This is a genomic window from Halobacillus sp. B23F22_1, assembly GCF_043497005.1.
Lineage (GTDB): Bacteria > Bacillota > Bacilli > Bacillales > Halobacillaceae > Halobacillus_A.
Genome location: NZ_JBIEKE010000001.1, coordinates 364,320 through 383,950, shown reverse-complemented (window position 1 = coordinate 383,950; position 19,631 = coordinate 364,320). Strand labels below are relative to the sequence as shown.

21 protein-coding genes and 1 riboswitch are annotated in these 19,631 nt (G+C 41.3%); of the genes, 5 read left to right on the top strand and 16 right to left on the bottom strand.

The annotated features are described in order from the left end of the window. The 6 genes from ACGTNH_RS01935 to ACGTNH_RS01910 form a co-directional block, all read right to left on the bottom strand. Positions 1-1,053, bottom strand: coding sequence for a homoserine dehydrogenase (locus ACGTNH_RS01935; RefSeq protein ID WP_394584649.1), 1,053 nt, complete (start codon positions 1,051-1,053; stop codon positions 1-3). Next, positions 1,043-2,233, bottom strand: a complete 1,191-nt coding sequence (locus tag ACGTNH_RS01930; RefSeq protein WP_394584648.1) for a M20 metallopeptidase family protein — start codon at positions 2,231-2,233, stop codon at positions 1,043-1,045. The genes ACGTNH_RS01935 and ACGTNH_RS01930 overlap by 11 nt, the downstream gene beginning before the upstream one ends. A gap of 20 nt (positions 2,234-2,253) precedes the next feature. Continuing rightward, complete coding sequence (locus ACGTNH_RS01925) at positions 2,254-3,453, bottom strand: cystathionine gamma-synthase family protein (protein WP_394584646.1); 1,200 nt, start codon at positions 3,451-3,453, stop codon at positions 2,254-2,256. After that, positions 3,440-4,417 carry a cyclodeaminase gene (locus ACGTNH_RS01920; RefSeq protein WP_394584644.1) on the bottom strand — a complete coding sequence of 326 codons (978 nt, stop codon included), beginning with the start codon at positions 4,415-4,417 and terminating at the stop codon, positions 3,440-3,442. Before ACGTNH_RS01920 ends, ACGTNH_RS01925 begins: the two co-directional genes overlap by 14 nt. 4 nt (positions 4,418-4,421) lie before the next feature. Continuing rightward, complete coding sequence (locus ACGTNH_RS01915; RefSeq protein WP_394584642.1) at positions 4,422-5,636, bottom strand: M24 family metallopeptidase; 1,215 nt, start codon at positions 5,634-5,636, stop codon at positions 4,422-4,424. A 585-nt stretch (positions 5,637-6,221) separates the two neighbouring features. Beyond that, complete coding sequence (locus ACGTNH_RS01910; protein ID WP_394584641.1) at positions 6,222-7,379, bottom strand: FtsW/RodA/SpoVE family cell cycle protein; 1,158 nt, start codon at positions 7,377-7,379, stop codon at positions 6,222-6,224. A gap of 402 nt (positions 7,380-7,781) precedes the next feature. On the opposite strand from ACGTNH_RS01910, the gene ACGTNH_RS01905 reads away from it, so the two are divergent. Genes ACGTNH_RS01905 through ACGTNH_RS01895 form a run of 3 tightly spaced genes read left to right on the top strand, consistent with a single transcriptional unit; the run spans position 7,782 to position 8,579 of the window. Then, entirely contained in the window at positions 7,782-7,979 is a 198-nt protein-coding gene (locus ACGTNH_RS01905) for a hypothetical protein (RefSeq protein ID WP_394584640.1), read from the top strand. An 18-nt stretch (positions 7,980-7,997) separates the two neighbouring features. Beyond that, positions 7,998-8,228: a hypothetical protein gene (locus ACGTNH_RS01900; protein WP_394584639.1), complete on the top strand. Its 231-nt coding sequence runs from the start codon at positions 7,998-8,000 to the stop codon at positions 8,226-8,228. A 30-nt stretch (positions 8,229-8,258) separates the two neighbouring features. Further along, the gene (locus tag ACGTNH_RS01895; protein WP_394584638.1) at positions 8,259-8,579 is read left to right on the top strand and encodes a CHY zinc finger protein; all 321 of its coding nucleotides are present in this window, start codon (positions 8,259-8,261) and stop codon (positions 8,577-8,579) included. A gap of 119 nt (positions 8,580-8,698) precedes the next feature. On the opposite strand, the gene thiE is transcribed toward ACGTNH_RS01895, so the two are convergent. From thiE to thiW, 5 genes are read right to left on the bottom strand one after another with little or no spacing between them, the layout of a single operon-like run. Beyond that, a complete protein-coding gene (gene thiE, locus ACGTNH_RS01890) occupies positions 8,699-9,316 on the bottom strand; it encodes a thiamine phosphate synthase (RefSeq protein WP_394584636.1) in 618 nt (205 codons plus the stop codon). Positions 9,317-9,319: 3 nt separating this feature from the next. Continuing rightward, positions 9,320-10,090 (bottom strand): hydroxyethylthiazole kinase, encoded by a 771-nt coding sequence (gene thiM, locus ACGTNH_RS01885; protein WP_394584635.1) that lies wholly within the window; start codon positions 10,088-10,090, stop codon positions 9,320-9,322. Continuing rightward, positions 10,087-10,893 carry a bifunctional hydroxymethylpyrimidine kinase/phosphomethylpyrimidine kinase gene (thiD, locus tag ACGTNH_RS01880; protein WP_394584633.1) on the bottom strand — a complete coding sequence of 269 codons (807 nt, stop codon included), beginning with the start codon at positions 10,891-10,893 and terminating at the stop codon, positions 10,087-10,089. The genes thiM and thiD overlap by 4 nt, the downstream gene beginning before the upstream one ends. Next, complete coding sequence (gene tenA, locus ACGTNH_RS01875) at positions 10,890-11,579, bottom strand: thiaminase II (RefSeq protein WP_394584632.1); 690 nt, start codon at positions 11,577-11,579, stop codon at positions 10,890-10,892. The genes thiD and tenA overlap by 4 nt, the downstream gene beginning before the upstream one ends. A gap of 31 nt (positions 11,580-11,610) precedes the next feature. Beyond that, on the bottom strand, positions 11,611-12,105 hold the full coding sequence (gene thiW, locus ACGTNH_RS01870; RefSeq protein WP_394584631.1) for an energy coupling factor transporter S component ThiW: 495 nt from the start codon (positions 12,103-12,105) through the stop codon (positions 11,611-11,613). A 90-nt stretch (positions 12,106-12,195) separates the two neighbouring features. Beyond that, positions 12,196-12,304, bottom strand: a riboswitch (TPP riboswitch). Positions 12,305-12,418: 114 nt separating this feature from the next. Here thiW and ACGTNH_RS01865 point away from each other — a divergent pair. Further along, on the top strand, positions 12,419-12,952 hold the full coding sequence (locus ACGTNH_RS01865) for a DUF3221 domain-containing protein (RefSeq protein ID WP_394584630.1): 534 nt from the start codon (positions 12,419-12,421) through the stop codon (positions 12,950-12,952). Positions 12,953-13,194: 242 nt separating this feature from the next. Here the strand turns inward: ACGTNH_RS01865 and ACGTNH_RS01860 are convergent, their stop codons facing one another. The 5 genes from ACGTNH_RS01860 to ku all read right to left on the bottom strand — a co-directional run bounded on the left by ACGTNH_RS01860 (position 13,195) and on the right by ku (position 17,670). Further along, positions 13,195-14,883: a PucR family transcriptional regulator gene (locus tag ACGTNH_RS01860; protein ID WP_394584629.1), complete on the bottom strand. Its 1,689-nt coding sequence runs from the start codon at positions 14,881-14,883 to the stop codon at positions 13,195-13,197. A gap of 26 nt (positions 14,884-14,909) precedes the next feature. Beyond that, on the bottom strand, positions 14,910-15,869 hold the full coding sequence (locus tag ACGTNH_RS01855; RefSeq protein WP_394584628.1) for a pyridoxal-phosphate dependent enzyme: 960 nt from the start codon (positions 15,867-15,869) through the stop codon (positions 14,910-14,912). Positions 15,870-15,951: 82 nt separating this feature from the next. Further along, positions 15,952-16,551, bottom strand: coding sequence for a Fic/DOC family protein (locus ACGTNH_RS01850; RefSeq protein ID WP_394584627.1), 600 nt, complete (start codon positions 16,549-16,551; stop codon positions 15,952-15,954). Beyond that, positions 16,544-16,723, bottom strand: a complete 180-nt coding sequence (locus ACGTNH_RS01845; RefSeq protein ID WP_188377172.1) for a hypothetical protein — start codon at positions 16,721-16,723, stop codon at positions 16,544-16,546. Before ACGTNH_RS01845 ends, ACGTNH_RS01850 begins: the two co-directional genes overlap by 8 nt. Before the next feature lie 104 nt (positions 16,724-16,827). Beyond that, on the bottom strand, positions 16,828-17,670 hold the full coding sequence (ku, locus tag ACGTNH_RS01840) for a non-homologous end joining protein Ku (protein WP_394584626.1): 843 nt from the start codon (positions 17,668-17,670) through the stop codon (positions 16,828-16,830). A 101-nt stretch (positions 17,671-17,771) separates the two neighbouring features. Here ku and ligD point away from each other — a divergent pair, with 101 nt between their 5' ends. Further along, positions 17,772-19,538, top strand: a complete 1,767-nt coding sequence (gene ligD, locus ACGTNH_RS01835; protein ID WP_394584625.1) for a DNA ligase D — start codon at positions 17,772-17,774, stop codon at positions 19,536-19,538. The last annotated feature ends 93 nt before the right edge of the window (positions 19,539-19,631 follow it).

Sequence of the window (19,631 nt, the reverse complement as noted above, 5' to 3'; positions counted from 1 at the left end):
TTAAATTTTGGCTAGCTTTTTCTCCTTTTGGTAATGGATTAAATCAATTAACAGCGAAAATCCTGTTTCCTGTAAACCTGCTCCTGCACCTGTTAATAAAATAGGCCCAGATAAGTCACATTCATAAAGAATAGCATTCGTCGCCCCTGTGACACTTGAAAGAGGGTCACTATTCTCGATACATTCAGGCTTTACGGAAGCTTTTACTTTTCCGTTTTCTCGTGTAATGCGGGCAAGAAGCTTCCACCTTTTCCCTTCCTGTAAAGCAGTTTGAACCTGTTCTAAGGTAACATCACTGATACCTTTACATTCTATATCCGTGTGAGAAATAGGAGTGTCCATAATATAATTGGATAAAATAGCAGCTTTATAACGTGCATCGAAACCTTCTACATCACTCGTAGGATCTGCCTCTGCATATCCAAGTTTTTGTGCTTTTTCTAAAGAATCTTTATAAGATTGACCCTTTTCCATTTCAGTCAAAATATAATTCGTAGTTCCATTTAATATGCCGCGGATTTCAGAAATCTGATTCCCGGCTAAAGTTTCCATCGGCATTCGCAAGGCAGGTGTACCGCTCATGACTGTACCTTCAAAGCCAAAGAATGCCTGGTTTTGTTCCGCTAATTCTGATAATTCACGATAGGCTAAAGCAACAGGGCCTTTATTCGTGGTGACGACACTTTTCCCATGTTCAAAGGCTGTGCGACAGTGAGTAATCGCAGGTTCTCCTGTGGTTACATCGGTATATGTTACTTCAACAATCACGTCAGCATTAGTTTTTGTAATCGTCTCGATGCTGCTTAACCCCGTGGTCACGTGAGAAGCGTCTTTATACGCTTCTACGGTTCCTTTTTCCCGTACAGCGGTTAGAAGTTTATCAATTTGTAAACCCTCAGGATGATATACAGATCCCTTCATTACGTCTGCCACGGCCACCACTTTAGCATCTAATCCATAGGTAGTAAGCAAGCTATCTTTTCTATCCCGCAAAATTTCTGCGAGCGCTTGACCGACACCGCCAAAACCGATAAAAGCAATATTAGTCGTCATTGTCCTCCTCCTCACTTTTTAACAACCGCTGAATACATCCTAAGAATATCGCAACGCCATCAATTAAAGCGCCTTCATCGATGTTAAATTGCGGATGATGTAAACTGCGTCTTTCCTTCAAGCCGCAACCAAGGAAAAACATAGCTGCTGGTAATTTTTCCGTAAAATAGCTGAAGTCTTCACTTCCCATGCCAAAAGGCTTTCTAACTACTTGAAACCCTTCTGAGGCTTGTTCGATGACCTGATTGATATAAGGGTGATTTTGTAAAGCAGGCTCCCCCTGGTTAATGCTTAATTGGTAATCCCCCCCTAATGACTTAGCTATAGATGCGGCATTTTCCAGCTCTTCCATTAACTTGACACGAACACTTTTTTCATAAGAACGAATAGTCCCTTTTATTTCAACTTCGTCAGGAATTACATTATGAGCTTCTCCACCGTGTATTTGGCCTACACTAATGGTACCCACCTGTAAAGGATCAATTCTTCTTCCATTTATACTATAAAGAGCTTGAAGCACAAAAGAAGTCAACCACATGGGGTCCATTGCATCTTGAGGATAACCTCCATGACCTCCTCTGCCTTTAATAATTAAATTAAATTCATCGTTGTTGGCCATACTGGGTCCATCATGCAGCTGGACCGTTCCTCTTTTCTCCCAGGGACACATATGCAAAGCAACAGCACGATCGATACCATCAAGCATACCGGACTGCAGCATCTTTACTGCACCCGATTCCCCATTCTCGTCACAAGCTTCTTCAGCAGGCTGAAAGATAAGTTTAACCGTTCCTTGAATTTGATCTTTAATTTCACTTAATATTTTTGCTGTGCCAAGCAAAATAGCGGTATGGGCATCATGTCCACAGGCATGCATCACTCCTTCATGTTCGGAGACATAGTCGTGCTCACCCTGCTCTTGAATGGGTAAAGCATCCATGTCTGCACGTAAGGCAACCGTAGGACCATCCCCATGGGAGAGGGTGGCTACTACCCCATAACCACCCACGTGCGACTGAATTTGATAATGATGAAAGCTCTTCAAGATATCAATCACTTTACTGCTCGTTTGTTTCTCTTTAAAGCTCAACTCGGGGTATTTATGAAAATCTCGTCTCCATGCCACCAACTGAGGATATATTTGTTCAGCTAAAGTGATGTTTTTTAGTGGATTTGCCATCATTCCAACCCCGCCTCAACTCAGCTTTGTACTGCCAAATCCTTTGGTAGAGCTTTAAAAGCTTGCTCCAGATCTTGCTTTAAATCCTCTATATCTTCAATTCCAGCTGAGTAACGAATTAGTCCTTCCGGAATTCCCATTGCTGCACGTTCTGCCGGCGTACATTCAACATGGCTTGTCGTTCGCGCAGGTCCCACAACTGTTTCTACGCTGCCAAGGTTCGCTGCACGGTTGGCATACTTCAGTTTAGGAAGTAAATGACGAACGGTGTCAACGCCTCCTTTAACAGCAAAGCTTAACATTCCTCCAAAGCCTTTCATTTGATCTTTTGCAATGTCATGACCAGGGTGTTCAGCTAAACCTGGGTAATACACATCCTCGACGATATCAATTTGTTTTAAAAACTCTGCGATTTCCTGTGCATTTTGATTTTGTTTATCAATGCGCAGCTTTAATGTTTTCATTCCTCTTAATAAAAGGTACGCTGCCATAGGGTCTAACGTCGCACCGTTAATTTCACGGTAATGGTAGACCTTTTCAACTAATTCCTTGCTGCCGCAGACTGCTCCCCCCAATGCATCAGCATGACCTCCGAGAAACTTAGTCGCGCTATGAATGACTAGATCTACACCAAGGTCTATTGGATTTTGGTTGACGGGTGTCGCAAACGTATTGTCAACAATTACCGTTGCTCCTACGGCTTTACCTGCTTGAGCCATTCTTTTAATATCCGTAATTTTCACAGTTGGATTTGTTGGGCTTTCTAGATAGAGCACTTTACAGCCTTTTTCAATTTCCTGTTCAATAGCTTCGTGATCTCCCGTATCACAAAGCATCACATCTATATTAAGTTGAGGAAGAAATTCAGTGAAAATTTTATTCGTGCCGCCATACGTGTCTTTAATAGACACAATTCTGTCTCCAGGGCGCAGCAATGTTCCAAGTGTATTGCTAATGGCTGCCATGCCTGTCGAAAAGCTGGTGGCTGCTTCAGCTCCTTCAAGAATACGAATTTTTTCTTCAAAAGCTTCAACAGTAGGGTTAGTATTACGCCCGTAAATGTGACCTTTCTTATTGCCAATAGCCACCTCATACCAGTCATCCATATCATCGTAGCCAAAGGAAACACTATGCACTACAGGTACCTGTGTGGCTCCAAACGCTAATTGCTCCTTTTCCCCTGCCCAGATTGATTTTGTACCAAATTTAGCTTCTCTCATGACTTTCTTCCTCCTCCAATAATTGATAAACATAACGTGCAATCGCAGTATCCTGAGCTCCTGTTCCTGTCAAATCGCAGATCGTGATTTGATTTGGATTACTGCGTCCGATTTTTCTTTCACTCGTAATCTCACCGAGTTCTACAGCCGAACTTCTCACCTGCTCATTTGTACAAGCTCTTAATTCTCCAAGGCGCAGAGACTGCTCCACTACATCACATACAAATCGGTCGGATGCTTCTAATACTTTGGCGTCAAGCTCTTGCTTATGCTCAGCATCGGATCCCATTGCTGTGATATGCAGGCCTGGATGCAGCCAATCTGATTGGATAATAGGTTTTGTCGCCGGCGTAGTTGTAATCACAACTTCACTTTCCTGCACAACTTCTTTAGGCGTTTGTTTTACTTCTACAGGGATGTTTAACTGACTTTCCATATCTCTTTTGTATGCTTCAGCTTTTTCTGTTGAACGCCCGTATACATTCATCTTTTGAATATCACGCACATTCACCAGCGCTTCCATTTGGTATCGTGCTTGAGAACCTGTACCAATCACGCCTGCTACACGACTGTCCTCTCGACTTAAAACTCGGGCAGCTACAGCTCCAGCAGCAGCTGTCCGTAAGTCTGTTAAAAGTCCGTTATCAGCAAATACAGCCAGAGGCTCTCCGGTAACAGCACTTAACAAAATCATCATGCCATTTGCACTCGGAAGACCTCTTTTTGGATTATCAAAAAATCCAGAGGATAGTTTTACCGCAAAACTGTCCACTCCCTCAATATAAGCGGATTTAATATCAACTTCCCCATTATTTCGGGGCACATCAATTCGCATAATCGGCGGCATTATGACTTGCTTTGTCGTTAAATCTGTAAAGGCGCTCTCTATCTCATTAATCAATGTCGTGTCTAGTCGAATCACTCGATCTATTCGATCTCGATTGTATAAACGAATCGTTCCCACCCCCTTAGCTGATTTGATCACTGCTATTTAAAAGGATTGATGATTCACGCTTCACTATAAGCTCTTGAGGATAAGTAGTGAATCGTTCGCACCCTTTTTCTGTAACTCGAAAAGTTTCGCTAATCTCAATTCCATCATAGTCAAACCATAAGCCCGGTATTAAATGGAACGTCATATTCGGCTGGAGTACTGTCATATCGCCTCTCCTAATACTCGCTGTATGCTCACCCCAGTCAGGCGGATAGTTGAGACCTACTGAATAACCAAGCCTCGCTTCTTTTTCGAAGCCGTGCTTTTTAATACTCTTTGCCCACACAGCTTCAAGATCACTGCACGTCACTCCAGGCTTTGCCGCTTCTAAAACATTCTGAATTCCCTCGAGTACTACAGGTGCCAGGATTTCCAGCTTTTGGCTCGGCTCACCAATCGCCACCGTTCTTGCTAGAGGAACATGATAACGCTTATAACATCCCGCCAGTTCTACTATGACCGGACTTCCATCTACAAACGGACGATCAGACCATGTGAGATGAGGAATAGAGGTGTGATCTCCTGTTGGCAGAAGTGGAACAATCGCTGGATATTCCCCGCCATGCTCAGGAGTTCCTTTTATCAATTGATAGTAAATCTCCGCAGCCGTATCACATTCCCTTCGACCAGCACATATACTTTCAACACCTCTAGTCATCGCTAAATCGGCAATTGCAGCCGCACGCTTCATATATTCGATTTCTTGATCGGATTTCACCATTCGTACACAGTTTACAATCAAGGAAGCATCTTTAAATTGTGCATTAGGCATTCCTTTTTTCAAACGTTCAAGAGCCATACCCGTAAAATAGTAATGGTCCATTTCTACGCCGATACTTCTTCTGCCCTGCCCGATTTGGGTAAGAATTTCAGCAATAAAATCCATAGGGTGGTAGGTATCTGAATGAACATAATAGTCAGGGTAGGCGATTACATTTTCATCGTAAATCCAAGTTGTCGCTCGCGCCCCATTTGCGTCTTGATAGCGTCCAATCCATATCGGCTGCGGCTCATCAATGACAATGACGAGCATTTGATGAACATAAAAGGACCAGGCATCATAGCCAGATAAATAATTCATATTTGCTGGATCCGTAATCAGCAGCACATCGATTCCCTTCTCAGCCATGCGCTCCTTTGTCCCCTTAATTCGTTGATGATATTCTAAAATATCAAATGGAAGCACCATAAACTATCCCCCCTATTATCTGAATATTTAATATACTATACATTCATTGTATTCATTGGGTTTTTGTTATGTAATGTAAAAATTGTATGAAATTTTATGATGCTTTTTTATACAGAAATTTTGTTAGACAGCAATCGACTCAGTTCATTCATTTCGTACAAGGGAAGTTATCAGAGACCCAATCCAGGAATAAACTATACTTGAACTGAAAAGCCATGCTATTCCATTCTCATACAAAAAATGAGCCCGGACATAAAGCAGGGATGCCAAAAGAACGGAGTCTCTTCTGGGAACAGCACCCGCAGGAGCGTGCTCTTTGCTTTAGAAGAAGCTGAGTCCTTGCCCAAGAAAATCGAAGTATGTTGACGGAGCATTAGTATAAATTCTCTTCCACATAAATAACCCGAACGGATGTGAGGAGAATCGGTTCGGGTTATTTTAAGCTTTATTCAGTTCCCAGAGCAACTCAAGCTGTGAAAAAGCTGAATAGGGGGTGGAGGGTGACATAGAGGTGACGTGTAAATTCAAAAAGACCCGATCCTATTCTTTTAAAGGTTCGGGTCTTGGGAGGCTGAATATTATTTTTTAATTTTCTCCAAACATAAATGTTCGATGGTGATAGGATACCGAAAAGGCGAGTCCTATGGCTACTAAGAAAGCTAGCAGTGAGCTTCCTCCATAACTAATGTATGGAAGAGGAATCCCTGTAATCGGCAATAGTTGAATAGACATGCCTATATTCTGAAACACATGAAAAGAAACCATACAAATGAGGCCTACCATAACATACGTACTAAACTTATGATTCGCTCTAGTCGCAATCGTTGTTAAACGATAAATAAACAAGAAGAAAGCTAACAAGACAACACAGCTTCCTATGAACCCATATTCCTCTCCAATAATACTAAATATAAAATCAGTATGGGCTTCAGGCAGGTAGAGTTCTCTTTCTCCCAGTCCCTTTCCATACATTTGACCAGAACCAATGGAACGCATAGCTCTAATGAGTTGAAACCCTTCAGACGAACCATATTGCTGAGGGTTTAACCAAGCATAAATCCTTCCGAGCTGGTATTGCTTAACACCTAAGTATTGATCTAATAACTGCGGAAACTTGACGGCCAGCCATAAGATTCCTATCCCTGCTGCAGCAACCAAACCGAAAATAGGGGTGATAATTTTCCAGCTGACCCCTGATATTAAAATCATCCCAGCCATAATTGCCAGAAAGACCAACGCAGTTCCTAAGTCAGGCTGCTGCATAATTAAAGCCAGAGGAAGCGCAGTCAACCCCAATATCTTACCTAAAAGGATAAAATCATCTTTAACCGTTACGGACCTTACTTTTTCGTGATGATTCGAGATCACATTCGCTAATATAAGAATCGTAAAAACCTTCATAAATTCAGATGGCTGAATAGACCCAAAGCCAGGCAAGATAAACCAACTCTTCTGACCTTTTACAACGGGAGCAATTGAAGCTGGCGCGAACACTAATGCTAATAACACAAGAAGGCCTGCTATGTAGAGAGGCCAGCTGATCTTCTTGTAAAAATCAGGCTCAAAATAAAGCATTATCCCGATAATTACGCCGCCTACTCCAAACCAGACAAGCTGTTTAAGCATGAAATTTTCATTATATTGAGGACTTTGCTGCGCACTATATAAAGCCACACAGCTGATCGTTATAAACATACATAAAATAAAACAAAGCTTCCAATCAAACCGTTCTTCAAAATTCAATGGATACCGCTTCCCCCTTTCTAAGGGACGTTAAATGACTCAACGCAATCTATTTAATCATACAATAAGTATTAAGAGAAGAAAGAACGATAAAAACACTACAATATCTTCACATCTCTAAAACTATATTTTATCACATAACTACCGTTTTAAGGTATATCGATAGGCTACATTTTCTTACTTACTAGCTATTGGAAAACCCTATGGTAATGCTTAAGGCATAAACTCCAAGGCTGGATGTTTGAGATAAGCCGCTGGGGCAGAGGAAAAAAAGATCGTTTTATTACTAACATCTCTGAAACGAAACTTCACGCAGCCTGAGTCGTATATAAAAGGAAAGCGAAACAAGTAGTTAGAGTCAAGCGCTTGGTAAGATAAAGAAGATAGAAAGGAAGAGATATCATGTTAAAGGCAGGTTTTTTCTTTGGAATGCTTCTAACAGGGCTGTTTGGCGGACAGTTTATCATCCGCTTGCTTAATGACGGGGATTTCTACTATATTGAATTTGGGATAGGTTTATTCGGACTTATAGTTCTTATTTCTTCTTTATTCAGAAATAGAACAATAAAAGATGGTTACAATAGTAAGCCCAACTTCTAAGGAGAAAGGATCAGTACAATGAAAAAATACATTGTTTTTATCATTAGCTTTTCATTACTTTATATCATCTTTGACCTCACCTCAGGGTTTATCATAACAATGAATCATCAGCCAGACTTCACTGTAAATACTTCCCCAGCCTCAACAGAGAACTTTGGACAAGCATCATTGATGACTTTCCTCATTGCTTTACTTTCTGCTTTTCTGGCTTATATTTTTTTACAAGTATTAGAAAAGCGTTTATCCTGACGGTACATGAGTCGATTAGGAGGATTACCCATGACACCATCACAAGTGAAAGGCATTCAGCTGGATTCACAAACCCGATGCATTCACTACCATAGCGAAGTGGATATCATTGCCATTAAATTTCACTGCTGTAATAATTACTACGCCTGTTACTACTGTCACAAGGAACTGGCAAATCATTCCGCTACAAAATGGCCTAAGGAAGAACAAAACGAACAGGCTATATTGTGCGGCAGCTGCCAACATGAACTCACAATAGAGGACTATATGCATAGCCAATCATGTCCTAACTGCAGCCACCTCTTCAATGAAAAATGCAGCCTTCACTTTCCTCTATACTTTGAAACATGAGAACAGGCTGGGACAAAACCGATTAAAACAAAAAACAATCCGAACGATTTGATTGAAATCAGTTCGGATTATTCATGTGGAGTTTACCATCGCTCCGGGTACCAGGTACCTTTATCTGCCTAAAGCTTCTCCACCGCCTTAGCAACATCCTCTGCTTCCGTAATAGCAGAAATCACTGATACTCCATCTGCACCTGCCTCTATGACTTCATGGGCATTATCTACCGTAATCCCCCCAATGCCAACAAGCGGTACCTCAGGGTGTAGACGCTTAACTCTTTCAATCCACCTTACGCCTACAGCTTCCTTTGCATCCACCTTCGTAGATGTATCAAAGACGGGACCCGCTCCCAAATAGTCCACTGCTTCAATCGAACTCCCCAGTAACTCATCTTCATTCGAAATAGAAAGTCCTATGACTTTATCTGGAAAAAGGGTTCGCAGTTCCTCTACATCAACATCGTCCTGACCTACATGGATGCCATCTGCCTCAAGAGGCTCCACCAATTCGCTGTCATCATTTACAATAAACAACACATCATGATTCCGGCAAAGAGCACGAAACTTTTTGCCTAGCTCTACCTTTGCTTCGCCTTCTAAAGATCCTGGACCCTTCTCCCGATATTGAAATACTGTAATGCCTCCATCAATTGCTTCCTTCAAAATATCGACGGGGTCACGGGAACAGTTTTGACTGCCCATAATTAAATATTTTCTTAATTGATTGCTCAGGTCCATCCTTCAGCCCTCCTCAAGCTTCGTCAAATCCATGGCTAAAGCATCAAGGAAACGTACAGCAAAGGTGCCGGGTCCATTAACATTCGTGTGGCGAGCTGCCTTTTCAGCAGCTAACCCGTAAAACCTGACTGCGGCATGTGCTTGCTCAAGAGGGGTACCGGATGTGGAGAGGCAGGCGGCCAATATCGAACCTAATAAACAACCAGATCCCGTCACTTTCGCAAGCCATTCATGTCCTGCTTCATTCGCCAGAACTTCTTCACCATCGCTTACTATATCCACTTCACCCGTGACCATGGCGATGGTGTTGTATTTAGCGGCCACTTTTTTGGCGATCTTCTCGGGATCTCCTTCTCCAATTGAATCCACACCTTTTGTTTCTAAAGAAATCCCGACAATGTGAGCCATTTCTCCTGCGTTTCCTTTAATGGCTGCAGGTTGGACCTCTGATACAATACGTTCAAATGCTTCCGTACGATAAGAGGTAGCAGCTACCCCGACTGGATCAATCACTACGGGAACGTCATATTCGTTAGCAGCTTTTCCAGCAAGAATCATCGCCCGCAGATGAGGTTCTGTTAACGTGCCAATATTAATTAACACACCATTTGAAATCCTGGCAATATCTGCTGAATCTTCTTCCGCCATTGCCATGATCGGTGAACCTCCAAACGCCAGCAGTCCATTAGCACTAAAATTCATAACTACCTCATTGGTTAAGTTATGAATCAGCGGCTTCTTCTCACGCACTTCATTCACCAGCTTGATACTCATAGGTTCATTTCCTCCTTGCGTATTGCAAAGTGATTGGTTGGTCCACTTCCTTCTCCAAGATCAATAGAATGACGTATAGCTTCCGTTACAAAATATTTTGATTTTTCTACAGCTTTCTCTATAGGCATGCCCTGACTTAAATAAGACGTAATGGCAGCTGCATACGTACAGCCAGTCCCGTGTGTGTTTGTGGTGTCTATACGCTCGCTTTTAAACTCGTGCAGGACAGAGCCGTCATATAAATAGTCAATTGCATCCCCTTTTAAATGTCCTCCTTTTACTAATGCTGCCCCTGCACCAAACCTCGTACAAATTTGCATGGCTGCATCCTTCATATCTTCTGTATTACTTATCTTCTCATCTAGTAAAAATTCAGCTTCAGGAATATTTGGGGTAACAACTGCTGATAAAGGAAGAAGGTGATCACGTAAAAAACCTCGTGATTCTTTCTCGATTAATGGATCACCGCTTGTTGCGACCATCACAGGATCCATAACATAAGGGGCTGGAACATTCGGCATCCACTCAGCGATCACTTTCATCATATCCATATTCGAGATCATTCCTGTTTTCATCGCGTGAATAGGTATATCTGAGGAGACAGCTTCTAATTGACTTTTAAGGAACTCCACGGGCAGATGATGAACATCCTTTACTCCCGTCGTATTTTGAGAAACGACAGAAGTAATCACACTCATTCCATAACTTTTCAACTCTTGAAATGTCTTTAAGTCGGCCTGGATCCCTGCGCCTCCGCTCGGGTCTGTACCAGCAATTGTTAACGCAGTATTGACTTTATTCATCTCGAATTCACTCCTTCTCCTTGCGGCCATTCTTCACAAGTGTACGCCATTTCCCAAAATTTCAATTCGAGCTGGCAGCTTTTTCGAAATGCATCTTTCATGCGTTGACGCTCAGTTTCTGAGGCAAAATCGGCCAACTCATTCAGTCGTTTCCGCATAGCCTCTGAGAGTGTTTCAAATTCCTCATCTGCATAAAACTTGATCCATGGGAAGAACGTATCATCTGTTGTGGGCTGATATTTTTTCATTAAATGTTGTCCTATTTCAAGATACGTCCACGGACAGGGAAGCATTGCAGCTAATATTTCACCTAAACCTCCCAGCTGGGCGTGGTACATCATGTGTTTTACATAATGATCAGCTGTAGGCGGTAATGGATAGCCGTGCAGTTCATCGTAACCAACACCAATAACGTCGCAAAAGTTCTGATGAGGGTGAGTTTCACTGTTTAAAATGAAGCCTATTTGTTCATTAAAGTATTCAATATCTTTGCGGTTGGTTGACTTTGAAATTCCAATTCCGTAAATGTGCATAAATGCATTTAAATATTCATAATCTGCTTTAATGTAGTGAGCAATTGATTCGTGAGGTACTTCCCCTTTTCCAATCCCATCAACAAATGGATGATTAAAAATAGCTTCGAATATATCTGTGTTTTCCCGTCTTAAAGTATCCGTGAAACTCATACGTTCGTCCTCCTTTTAAATTGTTGTTCAGTTAATAGTCTAATTGAGTAATTGGTTTAGTCTGTTTCAATCGCGTTACAACGAACCACCCAAGCAATGATCCGCTAATACTGCTTACAAAAAATGAAGGTAAAAATGCCAATGCTCCAGCTGAACTTCCCATTAAGATGTTTGCGAATGGAACAGCGAATAATGCTCCAATCATACCGGATCCTGCCAATTCCCCAGAGACTGCAGCCAATGGTTTTCTCGTCCACTTGTATAAGTAACCGGCAAATAAAGCTCCGATCATGCCCCCTGGAAATGCGAGCAGCGTTCCTAGCCCTAGCAGGTTTCGAAGCAGACCAATTGTAAATGCTATGGCGACTGCGGGAATGGGTCCCAGAGTAATAGCCGCCATCACATTGACTGCATGCTGAACTGGATAAGCTTTGGCTGCCCCTGCAGGAAACCATAATAATTGAGCTCCTATTGTCCCAATGGCAACAAATACGGCCATGGTCGTGAGCATTCGAGTTCGGTTCATATACTTCCCCCCTTCCTGAGTTACAGAGCTGCCCACAAAAAAAGTCAGGCCCCTTTTAGAGGACCTGACTTTTATAGGTAGAGTAATAGACAAAACGTCTGACTACTTCCCTCCGCTGGTGCTAACCAGATCAGGTATATAAGAGTCGGAAAGCTTTATACTCTCCTCTCAGCCCATTTGGGCCCCCCTAGTAGTGAATGTAAATATTTACTTGGTTCCATTCATCATAACAAAGCATCTTGTTTTTGTCATGAAGAAGGGTGTACTATTTGAAGTAACTACAACTTTCATATGTGCAAGGGAGAAGAAACCAATGATAAAAAAATGGTGGTTACTTATTTTAATCGTTATGGCAGGATGCGGCACGACAGACGTAGAAGAAAAAGAGGAAGCTGACAGTGATTCAACGGACGAAACACAAGAAGAAACCTCTGCGTATTCAGGCTATGTAATGGACCAAAATGAAACAAGTATTTTAGTCGTTGATACCATTGAACCTAATGGCGGAGAACCGATATGGGTTTCAGGAGTAGAAAAAGACATGTGGCTAGGTAAAAAGGTGGAGGTAACCATTGATGGGGCTGTAGCAGAATCCACTCCCATGCAAGGGGAAGCTGGTAAAGTAACAGTAGTAGATGCTGATCAGCCTGAAGGGGCTGATATGAATGAATCCCAGGCTTTAGCCACAGCATTAACCGAAGTTGACCGTGGAAACGCTCTAGCTGTTGAGTCATTAACCTATGAAAAAGAATCAGATGAGTGGGTAGTGAAAATGCGGTCTACCGTTACTGAAAGCGGAAGTGAGAAAGTCATTGTTTCAGATGAGAATTTTGAAGAACAACCATAGTGAAGTGATCTTCTCTTCAGGCGTTTGAAAAGTCGTACACTGGTTTAAAAATGAAATCCCACGGTTCTTTTCTTCAAAAAGTCTCCATTACAAGTATCCTTTATCATGGATAAAATAAGGAGGTCCGCTCTTGTTATTTTCTTTCCGCAGAAGTTTCACAATTCCCGGACCTCGATGAATTTGTGACCCTGAAATTTCTTATAGTAAAGGTTATCATGGCCGTTTTCTGTAGTTGTGATAATTTAATCTTCGTCTACTTTCTTTAACATCCAGAGCCTCACACTTAATTCAAGCAAAAACATATCGTCAGCATTTAATAAAGACAGGCCTGTCAGTTGCTCAATATTACGCAATCTATGGAGTAAGGATTGGCGGTGTAAATTTAAAGCCCGGGCTGTTTGACTGACATTACTATTGTACTTGTTATAGACAATAAACGTATGAATTAAGTCTGTTTGTCGTTTTTGATCGTATTCAATCAGTTTATGCAGCGTGCTTTTAACAATCTGCTCTATTTCTTTCTCATGAGAAAGCGCCATTAACAGCCGATTCATCCGGGTGTCACTAAAAAAGGTCCGCTCCCCTATTTCATGCTGCTGCCGCCCGATGTTAAAGGCTGTGACTGCTTCATTATAGCTTTTATGAAAGTTATAAATTCCGTCTTTATGCATGGATATTCCCCAGGAAATATTTATCCCGGCTAATAATTCATTTAAGCGTCGTTCGACTAAATCAAGAAACTGGTTGGCGGTCTCCATATATGGCCGACTGTCTGCCTCAAGAAAAACAATAACTTCTCCACCTTCAAAAGTTGCCATCGTCCGCCTTTTTAAGACATCTCCAGCATGTGCAACTTCTTTTTGAATGTAGTAATTTCGACTATGCATAGAGGAAGACATAACGGCTTGGTCCGGCGTTCCGATATGGTCATCGACTTTTTTTGTAAAGCGGATTTCCCCAACGAGACAAATATACGGTTTTGTTAAATCATACCCAAGTAATTGCGCCTTTGATTGAAGTGGTTTATCCATTTCCATATCGGTTTTGGCTAAGTCAAGCAGGAAATTATCCTTCAAACGAATCTCCGTCATTTCAATTGCATTCTCTTTTACAAAATAAAGGGCACATGCTGTAAGAGCATGCTCCAGTATGTTTAAGTTGGACCATGTAAGCTCGGCTTCTGATTCAGGTTTAAACAGTAAATATCCTTGTTTCTTATAATTGGACAAAATCGTTAGTTGATAGCAATAGCTGGCCCCTATTTGGTACTCTTCGATGTAATGATACAATGGATGGTCTTTAAAAGGTGTTTCTTGAGATGGTATGAGCTGGTAGTCTCCTTCCACTTCTCCATTTAATACTTGAATCATGTGCTGGTCAAAATAGTAATTCGCACGTACGAGTTTATTATGATCACTAATCGCCACAGGAATGACTGTGTTTTCGTAAACGATCTTCATAATCTCTTGCAGCCCTTTACCATTAAGCACACAGTTAATCAGCTCTTGTCTAATCTCTTCTGTCCGTTGCTGCTCAACTTGCTTTTGTCTGCTTATTTCCTGAAGAACGTCATGCAGTACATCCCCAAACCTGACTTCCCATGGCAGCTCTAATAAAACAAAATCATGCTTGGAAGCTGCTTTAATCACTCGATCCGGAATCTTATAAATGTGTCTCCCTGTTGCAAAAGCAAGAGCAGAAGCTCCCGAATCAATCACATCCTGAACATAACTCTCTAAGGCAACAGGGTCTTCACTACAGCCAATTCCTGTACTTAAAACAAATTCGTTCTTCCTCACAAAGTTTTCCACGGGCGTTTCGATAACGGAAATCCATTCAATTTCCCTATTTTCCATGTGGGGGCCGCCCGTTAGAACTCTCGCTGGCTTTAACACAGGTATTTGCAAAACATCTTTAACAGGTATTCCCATCCTACCACCCCATTACATTCTAATCTCTACCCTAACTGCCGAATCATTTGATGATCAACATTGTTTCCAGTAACCACGATGACCACATGGCGGCCATCTCCATCCTTTTCTTGCATAACCCTGCCAATTCCAGCGGCAGCGGCACCTTCTATAATCATTTTATGATATTCCATCATAAAAACGATTCCTTTTTCAATCATTTTTTCAGAGATTAGAACACTGCTATCCATATATTTTTTTGTTAACGAGAATGTGTATTTGTTATCGGGACCAAGACCGCCCAGCAGACTATCAGCTAAGGTATTTGATTCTTTCAGAACGACAGGAGCTCCTTGTTTGAGGCTTTCATGCATAACCGCCGACTTTTCCATCGTCACACCTTGGATGGTTATGTCAGGTGCTATTGACTTTAACGTGTAAGCTATACCTGAAAGTAACCCTCCTCCTGACAAAGGAATGACAAGTTCCTGCACTTCAGGGAGCTGTTGAAGTATTTCCAAGCCTATAGTACCCTGCCCGGCAATCACGTGTAAATCATCAAATGGTTTAATGACACATAAGCCTTTCGTTCTTTCCAGCTCATAACAAAGAGCTTCTGCATCATCCTGGTTTTCACCCACTTTCACAACCGTAGCGTCTAATCGTTCCAGACGGTTTACTTTCTCCTCCGGCACGCGGTTGGAAATACATACTGTAGCATGAATGCCAAGCTGTTTTGCTACATAGGCTACGGCAATCCCATGGTTCCCTGTAGAAAAAGTGGTAACCCCTTTCTGTTTTTCTTTAGAGGTGAGCGAAAGAATCTTATTTGCTGCCCCTCTTAATTTAAATGCTCCGGTTGGTTGAAGATTTTCCAGCTTGAGATAGACCTGATTTCCAGATTCCTTTGATAATTGTTCTGAATAGACAAGCGGTGTTTCTGTAATGATGTCATGGATACGTTGTCTTGCTTTAAATACGGAACGCAGGCTTATCGAATTCTCCACGCTTCCCCCTCCTCCAGTCCTTTTGGTTTCAGATTTTTCTGATAATATATCATAAAAAATAAGATCGTACGAGCGTACGACCTCATTCTTTAATTTTGCTTAATGATTCAAAAATAACATTTTTTAATGCTTCAGGATCTCTAACAGATTCTATAGAAGCTTTAAGTACTTGCTCTTTTGGTACTGCTGCCCAATCTATGAAATATCCAGTTTCTAAGGCGAGACAGCGTATAAACTCACGTAGACTCCGCCCATTTCCTTCACGAAAAGGATGAAGTACATTGATTTCAGCCATATAGTGGGCTAGACGAACAGCAAGCTGTTCTTTATTCATAACCTCCCATTCTTCTTCTATAAGCTGGGAGAAGAGTGCTAAAGCCGCTTCACGTATGAATTGCGCCTGTGCAAAGGTGAATCCGTCTTTTGTGATATTTTCACTTCTTAATTCTCCGGCAAATGGATATAAATCTTTAAAGATGTTTTCATGTATCTTTTGCAAGTGCCGTAAATCAAATTCTCCCTCTACCGGGAGAGCCTGCATTTCAGACAATCGTTGAGTAGCTAATATGTTTTCCATACTTTGAAGCTGTCGGTCATCCATAATATCGTAATGGTTAATAAGGACCGATGTGCCTGGATAACAATAGCGGGAGGCTCCGCTTCCATACCTTGAACTAGGCATGGCGCGACAATTCCAGAGCCCGCTTTAAAAATTCTTTATGCGTAATCGAGCCTGTTAAACATTTTTTAACGAGGCTTTCTTCACGTTGACTTAAATCCAATCCCTCTATAGCCATGGAAGCCTTAGCAGACTGCATAAGACTTTCTGCTTGCTCATCTGTACGAACGCTCATCTAAACAACCCTCCGACCAAAATGATCTATTATTATTATACTACAAAACGTAGGATAAATACAGGGTTATAGTTCGACAAATCGCTACACAGCAAGGTCTTTGTTTAGGACGTTTTCTTTTTGCGAGTTGACTTTTTAGCTGGCGTTTTCTTTTTCGGAGATATCTTTTTCGATTCCTTTGTACTTTCTAATGACTGTTCTAGTGCCTCCATTAAATTCGAAACATTCTCTTGTGGCGTTTTCGGTTTAGAGGTTGTAACTTCTTCATTATTTCGTTTCGCTTCAATAAGCTCCATCAATGCTGTTCTGTAGTCATCTGTATACTTTTCAGGTTCAAATTCAGCTGTGAGCTGATCAATGAGAGTAATTGCCGTACTAACCTCTTTTTTACTTAACTCTGTCTGCTCAGGTACGTTAGGAACATCTGCAGCGTTACGAACTTCATCGGGGAAATGAATCGTTTCCATAACCAGTGTGTTTTGATACACTCTCACGATGGCTAACTGTTCCTTTGAACGGATAATGATTTTTGCGATTCCTATTTTACCTGTATCACTTAACGCTTTGCGAAGAAGCCCATAGGCTTTTGTCCCTCCGTCATTAGGAGACATAAAATAACTGCGTTCAAAATAGACGGGATCAATTTCCTCTAGTTTTACAAAATCCAATATTTCTACAGATTTATCCGCTTGTTCCTTCTTTAGATTCTCTAAATCTTCCGCATCCAATACTACGAATTTGTTCTTCGTATACTCATAAGCCTTGACGATTTCTTCATTAGCTACTTCTTTATCACAAACCGGACAGCGCTTTTTATATTCAATAGGCGACTTACATTCTTCATGCAGCTGCCTCAGCTTAATGTCTTTATTTTCTGTGGCAGCATGCAATTTAATCGGAATATTGACAAGGCCGAAACTAATGGTCCCTTTCCACATTGTGTGCATTGTTTTCACTCCTTTTTTCATAGCATGCACCTTGAAATAAGAAATTATGATTAACCTCACTCATATCGCTTAAACTAACAAGTATAAAGCAGGTGATAATGATGAACAGACCAATGCTCCCTACCCTATCTGAAAAAATCCCTGAAGGAAATGAGTGGTCCTATGAAATAAAATATGATGGCTTTCGTGCGTTTCTCATAGGGTCTGAAGACAATATTCAATTAATCAGCAGAAACGGAAAAAACTTATGCGTGCAATTCCCAGAAATCGTTAATGACTTAAAACAGCAGGCCGCTCCCATAAAAAATTTTATTTTAGATGGGGAGATCGTGATTTTAAACAACGCTTATCAAAGTAATTTTGACTTGCTTCAAACTCGCGGACGTCTAAAAAACAAAGAGAAGATTAAAGAGCATTCTTCTATACGCCCTGTCACATTCATGGCTTTTGATTTGCTCAAGCATGAAAAAGATATTACAAACGAAGCTTATCTAGCAAGAAGGAAAAAGCTTAAAAAATTCATCAATAGTATGAACGCTTCAAGAATAAAATGTGTAGAGTCCTTTCACGACGCTCAAACGGCTCACAAGATTGTTTTTGATTATCTTGGAGAAGGAATAGTAGCTAAGCTGAATAACAGTCTCTACACCTACAGCAAACGCTCAAAAGAATGGTTGAAAATTAAATTATGGCGTACCATTTCCGGGTTTCTTACGGAATACAATCCAGAAAACGACTACTTTACAGCTGAAGTTTATAACGATGAAAAGCGCATAAAACTCGGGCATGTGAAACACGGATTAAATGAAGAACAATTTCAAACATTGCGTACGTTCTTTAGAGAAAAAGGACAAGACTGGAGAATTGATTCTGGAGTATGTGTAGATATCCATTGTCTCCAAGCTCAAAATGGGGAATTAAGAGAACCCTTGTTCAAAGGTTTTCGTTTTGACTTGGAAGCTTCAGATTGTACAGTAAGGAAGCTGCGTTGGAGCCTTTCCCTTTTTCCTGAAGAAGTTGAATTTACTAATACGACCAAGCAACTATGGCCTAATGAACTTCGCAAAGAAGATTATTTAGTTTATTTGCGGCACGTTTCCCCATATATGCTGCCTTACTTTTTCAACAAAAAAGTTACTGTAATCCGTTATCCTGATGGTATTGCTCAGACGTCTTTTTTCCAAAAACATAAACCTGATTATGCGCCTTATTATGTTACAGGGTGGCCGGAGGAGGACGGGGAAATCTCATTAAAGGCAGACCAGCTTTCGCCATTATTGTGGCTGGGAAACCAAGGAGCGTTAGAATTTCATCTCCCTTTTCAAAAAGCATTATCAGATGTTCCCGATGAGATCATTTTTGACTTAGACCCTCCTTCTCGTAAGGAATTTCAATCAGCTGTATTAGCAGCACAGCTATTAAAACATCTACTCGACAAGTTAGAGGTCCACAGCTTCGTGAAAACGTCTGGAAACAAAGGTCTTCAAATCCACATTCCGATTGAGGAAGGTGAAATGAATTATGAAGATACCAGGCAATTTACTGAGAGGTTAGCCCAGCTGCTCGTAAATGAAAAGCCTGATCTATTTACCGTGGAACGCTTAAAGAAAAAGCGGGGTCACCGCCTCTATATCGACTACGTCCAGCATGCAGAAGGAAAAACAATTATCGCTCCTTATTCTGCTCGGGCTACGAATGAAGCCAGTGTTGCTACACCTTTATACTGGAAAGAACTAACTGAAAGCTTGACCCCTTATTCTTTTACGATTATGACTGTGATCAACCGTGTCCAAACTTTAGGCTGTCCATTCCAAACGTACGATGAAGTAAGACCTTTGCAGCCCATTCAAACAATGAAGAAGCTATAGCTTCTTCACAGCTTTTAGAGAAACCTTGAAGAGTGTAAATTTACTGGCATAAGGGTACCAGGTACCGAAAAGCTGTAAAAGAGCAAAGTGCTA